This window comes from Uliginosibacterium sp. H1 (genome assembly GCF_036017065.1).
Lineage (GTDB): Bacteria > Pseudomonadota > Gammaproteobacteria > Burkholderiales > Rhodocyclaceae > Uliginosibacterium.
Window position 1 is genome coordinate 1,566,609 of record NZ_JAYXHR010000002.1, and the last position, 11,055, is coordinate 1,577,663.

General features: G+C 62.7%; 8 protein-coding genes. 5 read left to right on the forward strand and 3 right to left on the reverse strand.

Annotation, left to right across the window (positions count from 1 at the left end):
- From ispF to VVD47_RS16750, 3 genes are all read left to right on the forward strand, one after another.
- Window positions 1-576 (forward strand): 2-C-methyl-D-erythritol 2,4-cyclodiphosphate synthase, encoded by a 576-nt coding sequence (gene ispF / locus VVD47_RS16740; protein ID WP_327604626.1) that lies wholly within the window; start codon window positions 1-3, stop codon window positions 574-576.
- Between the two features lie 6 nt (window positions 577-582).
- The gene (locus tag VVD47_RS16745) at window positions 583-1,140 is read left to right on the forward strand and encodes a 2'-5' RNA ligase family protein (RefSeq protein ID WP_327604627.1); all 558 of its coding nucleotides are present in this window, start codon (window positions 583-585) and stop codon (window positions 1,138-1,140) included.
- A 211-nt stretch (window positions 1,141-1,351) separates the two neighbouring features.
- Window positions 1,352-3,409: an Ig-like domain-containing protein gene (locus VVD47_RS16750; protein WP_327604628.1), complete on the forward strand. Its 2,058-nt coding sequence runs from the start codon at window positions 1,352-1,354 to the stop codon at window positions 3,407-3,409.
- Between the two features lie 73 nt (window positions 3,410-3,482).
- On the opposite strand, the gene VVD47_RS16755 is transcribed toward VVD47_RS16750, so the two are convergent.
- From VVD47_RS16755 to VVD47_RS16765, 3 genes are all read right to left on the reverse strand, one after another.
- Window positions 3,483-4,310, reverse strand: coding sequence for a methyltransferase domain-containing protein (locus tag VVD47_RS16755; RefSeq protein WP_327604629.1), 828 nt, complete (start codon window positions 4,308-4,310; stop codon window positions 3,483-3,485).
- 575 nt (window positions 4,311-4,885) lie between these two features.
- Window positions 4,886-6,316, reverse strand: a complete 1,431-nt coding sequence (locus VVD47_RS16760) for a pectate lyase family protein (RefSeq protein WP_327604630.1) — start codon at window positions 6,314-6,316, stop codon at window positions 4,886-4,888.
- Between the two features lie 133 nt (window positions 6,317-6,449).
- Entirely contained in the window at window positions 6,450-7,529 is a 1,080-nt protein-coding gene (locus VVD47_RS16765) for a pectate lyase (protein WP_327604631.1), read from the reverse strand.
- Window positions 7,530-8,224: 695 nt separating this feature from the next.
- On the opposite strand from VVD47_RS16765, the gene VVD47_RS16770 reads away from it, so the two are divergent.
- Together VVD47_RS16770 and VVD47_RS16775 are read left to right on the forward strand one after the other, a co-directional pair.
- The gene (locus VVD47_RS16770) at window positions 8,225-10,342 is read left to right on the forward strand and encodes a TonB-dependent receptor (protein WP_327604632.1); all 2,118 of its coding nucleotides are present in this window, start codon (window positions 8,225-8,227) and stop codon (window positions 10,340-10,342) included.
- 68 nt (window positions 10,343-10,410) lie between these two features.
- Window positions 10,411-10,863, forward strand: a complete 453-nt coding sequence (locus tag VVD47_RS16775) for a Fur family transcriptional regulator (protein ID WP_327604633.1) — start codon at window positions 10,411-10,413, stop codon at window positions 10,861-10,863.
- The last annotated feature ends 192 nt before the right edge of the window (window positions 10,864-11,055 follow it).

The following is an 11,055-nucleotide window of genomic DNA, read 5'->3' on the forward strand; positions in this document are numbered from 1 at the left end:
ATGGTTTCGACTTCTTCTGCTTCCTCGTCCGGCACGGCTGCGGCCGCCTCGGCCTCGGCTTCCACCACGACCACGGCGTCCGCAACGCATTCCGCCGTGCCGTTCCGCATCGGCCAGGGGCTGGATGTGCATCGTCTGGTCGAAGGCCGCAAGCTGATTCTCGGTGGCGTGCTCATTCCGTATGACAAAGGCCTGCTCGGTCATTCGGATGCGGATGCGCTGATGCACGCCATCACCGACGCGGTGCTGGGCGCCGCCGGCCTGGGTGACATCGGTCGCCTGTTCCCGGACACCGACCCGGCCCACAAGGACGCGGACAGCCGCGTGCTGTTGCGCGAAGCCATGCGCCGCGTGCGCGAGGCGGGCTGGCTGGTGGTCAACGTCGACGCCACCATCATCGCCCAGGCGCCGACGATCAAGCCGCATGCCGCGGCCATGGTCGCCAACATCGCCGAGGACCTGGGTATCGATCCCGCCTGCGTGAACGTCAAAGGCAAGACCAATGAAGGCCTGGGCCATCTCGGTCGTGGCGAAGGCATCGCCACGCAGTCGGTGGTGTTGCTGGCGCGCGCCTGACCTGCCATGAGCCCTGTCGGCGGCGACCTCTTCGGTGGTGATCTTTTTGGCGATGTACCGTCGCAACCGCTGCGCCTGTTCTACGCCCTGTGGCCGACGCCGGAGATCGCCCGCGAGCTGAACACCGTCGCGCGTGGCCTGCAGGGGCGGGTGATGAACGAGCAAGGTCTGCACGTCACCGTCGGCTTCGCCGGCGCACAACTGCCCGAGCGCATCCCTGCGCTGTGCGGCCTTGCGCTGCGTTGTCCCATCCCGCGTGTGACCTTGTGCGTCGATCATCTGCAGTACTGGTCACAGCAGTTCGTGGTGGCCGTGCCACGCGCAGTCCCACCGGAGTTGCGCGAGGCGGTGATGCGCATCCATGCCGAGATGCGCGGCTTGGGCATGACGGTGGAGCCCCGTAGCTGGTCACCGCACATCACCCTGCTGCGCAACGCGCCACAGCAAGTGCTGCCGGACATCGCGCCGATGGCCTGGGACATCGACGCGCTGCACCTGGCCGTCTCGGACGGTACCGGCGCCTACGAAAGGCGGCCGGAGTGGACCTGGCCGGCGTCCCGCTGAGGCGCATTTCTGTCCTCGTGGCCCGGACATCTCGTCGTCCAGGCTTACACCCCTGCGGCCGCTGCCCGCCGCCATCTCCCTGAAACTTCAGGCACAGCGTCGCCGCCCGCCTTGTGGCATGTCGTTTGCTCCTGATTGCAAGGTGTCTGGATGTCGGGTTGATGCAGGCTGAGGCGGGGGGCGTATGTCTGAAGGTAGAGCAAGAGTGTGGGTGTTCAGTCTGGTCGCGCTGGCGCTTTGTGCCTGCGGCGGTGGCGGCAGTAGCAGTGGCGGGGCGGGGAGCGCGCCAACGCCAGGTAAGCCGGAAACGAGCAATGTCGTCGAGCTGAAGCCGACTGTCATGCGCATCGACGACGCCCAGGCAAAGCACTACGAAGTGGCGGACGGAGGCGTGATCGGCTTCGCGGGCAGTGCCGCGCCGCCTCTCGGAACGGTACTGATCCTGAACGGTACGGCCTACAAGCTGGTGGAGATACTGCCCACCATGGATGGCAAGTCGCGCTACCGGTCCGAGCCGCCCGAACTGGAGGAGGTTTTTGACCGATTGCTCGTGACGGCAGATGTGTCGGTGGCCGGCATACAGTCCTCCGGCCGCGCGTCGCCAGCGCTGACGCTGCCTTTCCCCGAAACGAAGCTGTCTTTGCTGGACCCTGACCAGTCTCTCGGGATCCTGGCCGACGTGGGCGTCAAGGACGGGCGCGTGACGGCGGAGCTCGACTACTCGTCCCAGCGGGGATGGACCAGGAAGAAGCTGCTGTTCGAAGGCACGATCACCCTGAAGGCCGATCTTCAGCTCAAACGTTCAAACAAGGACGAACCGATCGTCTTTCCGTTGGCGATACCGGTCAATCTGCCGATACCGACGACCTTGGGTGCTCTGAGCTTTTACATGCCCGTCGAAGTGGCGGTCACGGTCAAGTCCGAGAACGAGTTGCGCTTCGGCCTGTTCGATGGTGCATGGCGCACTGCTGTCGGGCTGGAGAAAGATCCCGTCAGCGGCGAGTGGAAGAACCTCTCCAGCATCGTGCCGCTGCATGCGGTGTCCTTCATTCCGCAGGAGGCGTCGATCGCGTCACTCGTCGCCAGCCTCGAACTGAACTTCTCCGAACGCTGGACACCTGTGAGCATTACCGTCGCGCCACGGATCAGCCCGTCAATCTTCGCCTTTGGCGCGATCGGCGTCGTCGGCGCCCGGCACGAACTGGGGGTCAAGGGGAGCCTGCAGATCAACGGTCTCTTTCCTACCCGTCTGGACTGCACCGAGGTGCCGTTCAAGGTGGAGAACAAAACCTCACTCTTCCACAGCATCAGGCGGTTCGATTCGCTGTTCGATTTCGATGGCGAAGAGATCGAGACGCCTATGTTCAGCTTCAAGACAGAGCACCCTTTACATACCTTCCGGTTCGGTTCCTGCGTGTCAGCCAACCTGACGGTGGCAGGTGCAGCCTTGCCGGCTGATCCGCCTGCCAACACGCCCGTCACACTGTCTGCGACGGTGACTGTGGACACCAATGGACAGTCCCCGACGGGGCGGATGGATTTCCTTGAGGAGGGCGGTACCACGCCGCTGTGCAGCGCGTCCGTTCAGGCGCTGAATGAAGGCGTCGCGCGGGCAGAATGCACGGCCAGCTTCCCGGTAGTGGGCACCCGCAGGATCGTGGCGAAGTTCTTGGGTACAGGAGACTTTGCACGTTTCCAGGGCAGGGCGTCGCCGGGTTTTGTTGTGCATGTGGGCTATTGCGAGACGAGCGAGTACCTTGTTTCAGGCAGCTATCGGGAGCGGGCCCTGCATTGCTACCGGGACAGCACGAAGACCCAGATCGTGAGAACGGAGACGGCACCGGCGCCTCTGTCGCAAGGCGGGAGCGTCTCCATTTCCACGTATTCCCCCGAAGACCAGGAGAGCCGCTTCGTTCGCATCTGGCTCGACGGTAGCGCCAGAACAGTTAGCTGGCACAAGCATGGAGTGCTGCAGATCGACGCCAACTATCTTCCCAGCACGCCAGCACCCGGTACGACCCCCGATTTTCTGTCCATTTTTCGCCACGACTACGAGCCTTCCGGGGCGTATCTGAGAACGAACCGCACCTGTGGGATGGCCCCGGCAATTACCCAGGCGCCATGGAATTGGAGCGGATCCTATCGGCACCCGAACGGTGCCATCTACAGAAACGAAATTCCCATCAGTGAATGTCCGACCCGGCAGGAGATCGACGCCATCATCCCCTGGCGCCTGAGCGACTCGTTGCTGTACCAGCAACTGCAGTAGCGGTCCTGCCGGACTACAAAGCGATGGATGTCGCTGCGCTGGGGTTCAGTCCCGTTGGGTCAGCCGCTGTCTGCTACTTCACTTCGACTCGCTGGGCTATCCACGGCACACCGCCGGCGGTGGTGCCGCGCATCTGGTTGCCGTCCACCACGCCCATGTACTGCGTGTTGCCGATGGAGAAGCTGATGTTGGCGCCGTCGATGCGGCTGTCGTTGAGGTGGGTCGTCCTTGCGCCGTCGCGCAGGGCGCCGTCGATGCGCTGGTAAGTCTGGGTGAATTGCAGCGGCTTGCCATCGAGCGTCCAGGTGCCTGCCACCTTCGCCGGCACGATCCACAGGTGTGCCTCGCAGTAGCTGGTGCAGCCGTCCGCCACGTGCGAGGTGAGGTCCGGCTCCCAGTCGCCCATGCGGAAGGAGTTGGCCACCACGCGGGTGCCGGGGCGCATGTCGAGGAGGATGGGGCGCAGGCGTTCGTTCAGGGACGGCAGCAGGAAGAGCGTCACCACCGTGGCGTCCGAGAACTGCGACTTGAAGATGTCCGCATGTTCGAAGCGCGCCCGCGCCGCCACACCTTCAGCCGCGGCGGCACGTTGAGACATGGCGACGAGGTCCGGGTTGAACTCGATGCCGCGGGCCATGGCACCGCGCTTGGCGGCCGTGATGACGGTGCGTCCGTCGCCGGAACCCAGGTCCACCAGGATGTCCTGGGGCGTCAGTTTCGCCATGTCCAGCATGCGATTGACCAGCGCCTGCGAGGTGGGCACCCAGATCACGTCCTTCCCGGCCTGACCCACTTCCGGCGTATAGGCCGCGGCTGGCTTGGCGTTGCTCTGTGCATGGAGCGGACTGACCAGCACTGCCAGGCCGATGGCGGTGGCGAGGAAGTTGTTGCAGATACGCATGGGTTTCTCTCCTGTAACAAGCGCAAGGGACTCGGACATGACGTTGAGCGTGGCATCCGGAGATAGTTTCCCGACGGCGCCCATGGTCCGCCATGCTGCCTGAGCCGCTGCTTCGCCACAGCGAGATACCGGCCTGTCGTTTCGGTGAGGTGCCCGCTGCGCCGGTGGGGCGACGCACTGCCGGGGCCTTGTCGACAGCCATGAACCGCGTGCGATGCTGATCGTCGATCTGCAGGGATCCATGCTGGCGGGCTGGCCGCGTTGGCGGAGCAGTATCGGGGCGTGCCGAATGTAGGGGAGGACTTCATGGCAAGCGCTGCTCCCTGACGGGCAGGTGGGAGGTCGCGCGGAAGTGCAAAGGAACGACGCGCTTCGGGCAATCGGTGTGGAAAGCCGTGGGCGGGCAGGATGCGGCGAGGGGTGACCGGACGTGGTCAGGCGACCACGACCTTGCCGGAATCACCCCTGCCGGATCGTATGGGTACGGCATCGGTACGGCATGGGTACGCGAGCAGCCCGCGAACTACACGCGGGGCCCGCAAAGGGCCAGAGGATCTCTGGCCCTGTTGCTGCGATTACATCTTCCCAGCGCCCGCACCACTCGTCACGATGGCCGGGACGTTCTCTGCGCTGTCCAGGCCGTACGAGTAGGGAATGCTGATCGAGGTGGTGGACACCACGTTCGGGCCGGCCGGGTGCTCGTCTGCACTCGACACCCAGGTCACGCCCGTGCCGAAGATGTTGCCACTTACCTGCCAGTAACCCATGTCGTCGGTGTAGAAGGTGCCGAGCGGGTTGCGGGCGTTCACGAAGTAGTTGTTCTCCGCCTTGATCTTGCCGCCGATGCGCGGGTTCATGCCGGACTCAACGATACCGTTGTAGTAGTTGTTGAAGGCATGGGCCGTCGCGAAGCGCAGCAGGGGCACGCGCGAGTTCAGGTTCTGGAAGTGGTTGTGGTGATAGGTGATGAAGTTGTTGGCACTGTCACTGTCACCCGAACCGACCAGGCCACCGCGCTCGGAGTTCTTCAGGTGGCTCCAGGACAGGGTCACGTACTTGACGTTGTTCTTCATGTCGAAGAGGCCGTCGTAGCCCTGCGATTCGCCACCCGATGCTTCCAGGGTCACATGGTCGACCCACACGTTGGACACGCCGTCTTCCATGCCGATCGCGTCGCCACCGTTGGAGGTCGGGGAGCCCGACTTCTTCACGTTACGGACGTGCACGTTCTGGATGATGATGTTGCGCGAGTCGCGGATGTGGATGCCGATCTGGTCGAACAGTGCGCTGCCACCGACACCGATGATCGAGATGTTGCTGATGCCCTTGAGTTCGATCACGTCGGCAGCGGTGCTGCAGCTGCCGCTCGCCTTGCCGGTATTGCCGTGGTTGATGGTGCCGTTCACGCGGATGATCAGCGGGGTGCTGACGCTGGCACGGTTGCAGATGGCCTGATGGAGTTGCAAGCCAGTGCTGACGGTCACCGTGGCGCCACCGGCGCCACCCGTCGTGCCGCCGTTCTGGGTGGACCAGCCGACCTGTCCGCCACCCGTTGAGGTGGAGCTGCTGGACGAAGACGAGGAAGAGCTGGAGGAAGAGGAAGACGACGAAGTCGATGAGGATGACGACGAGCTGGAGCTGCTGGAGGAGCTCGACGAACTCGACGAAGAGCTGCTCGACGAGGAAGAAGAGGAGCTGCTGGAGCTGGAGGACGACGAACTGGACGAGGAGCTGGAAGAGCTGGTCGTCTTGTTGTACGAGCACCAGGCCGACGAGGGGTAGCTGTTGCTCGGGAAGTTGCCGCTGGAGCACGCCACACCGTTGGTGAACGTGCCGTATACGAAGCTGCCGGATTTGCCCAGCGCGACCTGGCGCGTACCGCTGAAGGCGCAGGCGGCACCGGTGTACTGCGCGCACTTCTGGTAGCCGGACGGGTAGTCCGTCGCGGCGTGTGTGCTGAACGCCATGGCGGCGAGGATGCCACCGACGAGTAGTCTGATCTTCATGGTTCCTGTCTCCTGTACTGCATTGTTATGGTCAGTACTGCACTGTCTCCACCGCGGGGAAAAAACACCGACGCCCACTGGGCGTCGGTGGCGGATGGGCAGGCCGGGCACTCACCGGCCTGCCAGGAGACAATCAGAACGAGGTGACGTCCGACTTGCTCACGTCACAGGTGGAGGTGTTCCAGAACTCGCCGTACTTCTCGGTCGAGCCGTTGCCCTTGACGATGCCTTTCCACTCCACGCAGACCTTCGGGCTGCCCGACTTGTAGCCCTTGATCTTCAGGTTGCGGATGGTGGCCTTGTCGCCGTAGTTGCGGTTGGCACCCACCACGTCACCGATGCTGCCGTTGATGGTCACGTTGTTGATGCGCACATAACGCGGGCCGCCGTTGTTGCTGCAGTCGCCGCACGAACGCCACAGCTTGCCGTTGCTGCCGTTCACCGCGAAGTTCTCGATGACGATGGTGCTGTTCTTCGAGTTGTGCTGGAACACCTTGTCGTCGGCGTTGTTCGACGAGCCGCCCGAAACAGTCAGCGTGCCGCCATTGCTCAGGTTGGTTGCCGCGTCTTCGCAGACGTCCTGCCACACCACGTTCTCCAGGCGGCAATCACCACCAGTGCAGTGGATACCGTCGGCTGCCTTGCTGTTGATGACCAGGTTCTTCACCGTCGCGTTGTTCAGCGACAGCACCGGTGCCTGACCTTCCGTGCCGCCGCCGCACGCGGTGCCGATGACCTTGCCCTGGCAGTCCACCGTGGCGTTGCTGATCGTGCCGCCCGCCACGCACGAACCGCCGGAGCTGGTGGAGGAGGAGCTGCTCGTCGAAGACGAACTCGAGCTCGACGAAGACGAACTGGACGACGAGGTCGAGGAAGATGAGGACGAGGACGAGGAGGACGTGCTGGAGCTGGACGACGAAGAGCTCGATGAGGAGGAACTACCGCCCGAAGAGCTCTTGTTGTACGAGCACCATGCAGAGCCCGGGAAGCTGTTGCTCGGGAAGTTACTGCCGGAACAGGCAACGCCGTCCGTGAAGGTGCCGTATACGAAGCTGCCGGACTTGCCGAGCGCCACCTGGCGCGTACCACTGAAGGAACAGCTGGCGCCGGTGTTCTGGGCGCACTTCTGGTATCCCGAGGGGTAGTCCGTAGCGGCGTGCGAACTGAACGCCACGGCAGCCAGCAGGCCGCCGATGAGAAGCTTGAACTTCATGAGTCTTGTCTCCTTGAACATTGATGGCCAAGTGGATCTCATGACGCCGCCCGAATACTTCGCCGTCGGATGGCGCAGCCCGCTTGGTGGTTTGGAGACTGGATCAAAGAATATATTTCGCAAAGCTGCAGTGCACCGCAACTCGATAAATACGGTTTTGTATTAGGTGTTTAGTAGGTGTGCGATGCGATATTTCCAGTTCTGGCGTTGTGACGGGCGCCGCTTCATTGCTCCCGTCTCCGGGGAATGCCCGTCGGGCAGCCCGACTCTTGCCGATGGTGTAACGCCGAAACGTCGGCGGTCAGCGTCGGGCATCACGGCCGGGATGTCATCCCGACCCTCATCGTTCACATGTCGCGTGGAGTCCGCGGACCTCGCAGCAAGCCGCTACCTGGCCGCACTCACTTCCCTGTAGGCGCGAGTGCGGCGAAGCAGGCCACGACCAAGGCGTCTTCAATTCGCCAGGTCATTCTCATGAGTGTCCGCAACAGATCCCGATCTAAAGGTGAGTAGACGATAGGAGTACGAAAAGTAGTTATTGACAGTACTACTTTTGGTGTTTTACCGTATCCATAGTGCGAATCAGTTGCATTTGCGCATTTATGGTTTCCGCCCTGACACCAACTCGTCCTGTTTCAATGAAAACCAATCTTTCTCCTGTGGTGGCGTCCTCGCCCCGCGTCGCTCTTACGCCCTTGAGCAAGGCGATCCAGGTGTTCCTCGCCGCCAGTACGGCGCTCCCGGCCGTGGTGTATGCCCAGACCAGCCCGCAGACACTTCCCACGGTGGTGGTGAGTGGCCAGCAGGATCAAGGCTATGCCGCCACCCAGACGACGACGGCGACGAAGACCGATACGCCTCTGCTCGACACTCCCCAGTCGGTCACGGTGGTGACGCCCGATCAGATACGCGACCAGTCCGCCCAGAGCATCGCCGAGGCGACGCGCTACGTGCCGGGCGTGAGCTTCGCGCAGGGCGAAGGCAACCGCGAGACGCCGATCATTCGCGGCATCAGCAGTACCGGCGACTTCTTCATCGATGGCATCCGCGATGACGTGCAGTACTACCGTGACCTCTACAACATCGAGAACGTCGAAGTGTTCAAGGGGCCCAACGCGATGATCTTCGGGCGCGGCGCCACGGGCGGCCTGATCAACCGCGTCAGCAAGCAGCCGATGTGGCAGGCCTTGTACGGCGGCTCCTTGACCCTTGGGTCCGACAGCAACCGACGCCTGACGGTAGACGTAAACCAACCGTTCAACGACGTCTTCGCAGCGCGAGTGAATGGCCTGTACGAGAACTCGGAAAGCTATCGCGACGGCGTGACGCTCGAGCGCTCCGGTATCAATCCGACCGTGTCGATGCGCCCCAGCGCGAAGACCCTGGTGACATTGGGATACGAGTACTTCAAGGATGACCGCATCGCCGATCGTGGCATCAGCTCGTATCGTGGCGCCCCGGTGGACACCGACCCGTCGACGTTCTTCGGCAATGCCGAGGGCAGCCCGACCTGGAGTCAGCTCAATGCGTTCAACGCATTGATCGAGCACCGGTTCGACAACGGGCTCTTGCTGCGCAACCGCACCCGCTTCTCTGACCAGGACAAGTTCTACCGGAATGTCTTCCCGGGCGCGGTGAACGCCACGGGTACAACGGTGGCCATCAGCGCGTACGACAATGCGACCAGTCGCGACAGCCTGTTCAACCAGACCGATGCCATCTTCGATGTGACGACGGGGCCTGTCCGCCACAAGCTGCTGGTCGGCACCGAGCTGGGACAACAGAACACCGACAACTTCCGCAACACGGGCTACTTCCCTGGCAACGTGACCAGCGTGCAGGTGCCACTGTCCAGTCCCACCACCAATCTTCCGGTCACCTATCGCCAGTCCGCGACTGATGCGGACAACACCAGCGAGTCCTCGGTCGCAGCCCTCTACGTTCAGGACCAGCTGGAGCTGACCGAGCAGTTCCTGGTGGTGGCAGGGCTGCGCTATGACCGGTTCGAGGTCGACTACCGCAACAATCGCAATGGCGAGAAGATCAACACGACCGATCATCTGCTGTCGCCACGCATCGGCGTGATCTACAAGCCCGTCCAGCCGGTTTCCCTCTACGCAAACTACAGCATCGCCTACCAGCCTCGTGCCGGTGAGCAGCTGTCTTCACTGTCCGCCTCCAACGCGGCGCTGGAGCCGGAGAAGTTCAACAACTACGAGATCGGTGCCAAGTGGGATATCCGCCCCGGCCTGGCCTTGTCTTCCGCGCTGTATCAGCTGGACCGCACGAACGTAGTGGTGCTGGATCCGACCGATCCGACCAATACCCGCACGATTCTGAGCGACGGTCAGCGCACCAAGGGCTTCGAGCTGGGCGTGGCAGGGCGCATTACCCCGGCCTGGACGGTGTCGGGCGGCTACTCCTATGTGGACGCCAAGCTCACGGCCAACACGTCCGCGACGCTGCGCGAAGGGGCGACGCTGGGGCAGGTGCCGCAGCACACGTTCGCGCTATGGAACCGCTATGACTTCACGCCGATGTGGGGAGCTGGCCTGGGATTGATCCACCGGACAGAGATGTTTGCCTCGACCGAGCAGACTGTCACCGCGTCCAACCCCTATCCCAACGTCACCTTGCCTGGCTATACCCGCGTCGATGCGGCGGTCTTCATGAAGATCAGCAAGGCGCTGACGGCGCAGCTGAATGTCGAGAACCTCTTCGACAAGAAGTACTACAGCAACGCCCACAGCAACACCAACATCACCCCCGGTTCGCCGCGTGCCTTCCGGGTCTCGCTGAACGCAGCGTTCTGATCGCCGCTGTCACCTGTCATCAATGTCGGGGGACAGGTGACAGCGGATGCAGGCATTCACTTTCCACCATGGACCCGATCCAGGACCTGTTCAAAGAAAAAGGGCTGAAACCTACCGTCAACCGGATTGCGGTGTTCACGGCCATGCTCACGGTGCCGGACGGTCGATCAGCGGTCGAACCGCTTTTCCAGGCGCTTTCCAGAAGCGGCGTCCACATCAGCATGTCGATGCTCTACGTGACGCTGCGAAAGCTCAGCGACCACGGTTTGCTCGGATGCGAAAGGGACGGCGGCCCATCCGGCGAAAGGGTGACGTACTCGCTGCCTTCCGCAGCATGCGGTTTTCCCTTGCGCGTGGTCTGCCGGAACTGCAGGAAAGAAAGCCATCTCAACGATGAGCGCCTCAAGAAGGCTTTGTATCGCGCTTCGGAAGCCAGCGGCCTGAAGCTGACAGACCAACCCATCACCGTTTCGGTCAGTTGCGAGGCTTGTGCCGAGCTAGGCCGTCGGCGCAGATACTGATACTTGAACCTGTAATTCTCACGAAGGAGTATGACGAATGGCAATTACGAAGAAGGCGATCCCGCTTGGCACCATTGCGGTGTGCGCGGCAATGCTCACAACCAACGCACTCGGAAACGAAATCAACCTCTACACCACCCGCGAGGCCGCGCTCGTCAAGCCGCTGCTGGACGCCTACACGGCGAAGACCGG

Bases quoted from the DNA above. Each gene is read 5' to 3' on its own strand.
- VVD47_RS16745 (WP_327604627.1), top strand. From the start codon at position 583: ATGAGCCCTGTCGGCGGCGACCTCTTCGGTGGTGATCTTTTTGGCGAT.
- ispF (WP_327604626.1), top strand. From the start codon at position 1: ATGGTTTCGACTTCTTCTGCTTCCTCGTCCGGCACGGCTGCGGCCGCC.
- VVD47_RS16765 (WP_327604631.1), bottom strand. From the start codon at position 7,529: ATGAAGTTCAAGCTTCTCATCGGCGGCCTGCTGGCTGCCGTGGCGTTC.
- VVD47_RS16755 (WP_327604629.1), bottom strand. From the start codon at position 4,310: ATGCGTATCTGCAACAACTTCCTCGCCACCGCCATCGGCCTGGCAGTG.
- VVD47_RS16775 (WP_327604633.1), top strand. From the start codon at position 10,411: ATGGACCCGATCCAGGACCTGTTCAAAGAAAAAGGGCTGAAACCTACC.
- VVD47_RS16760 (WP_327604630.1), bottom strand. From the start codon at position 6,316: ATGAAGATCAGACTACTCGTCGGTGGCATCCTCGCCGCCATGGCGTTC.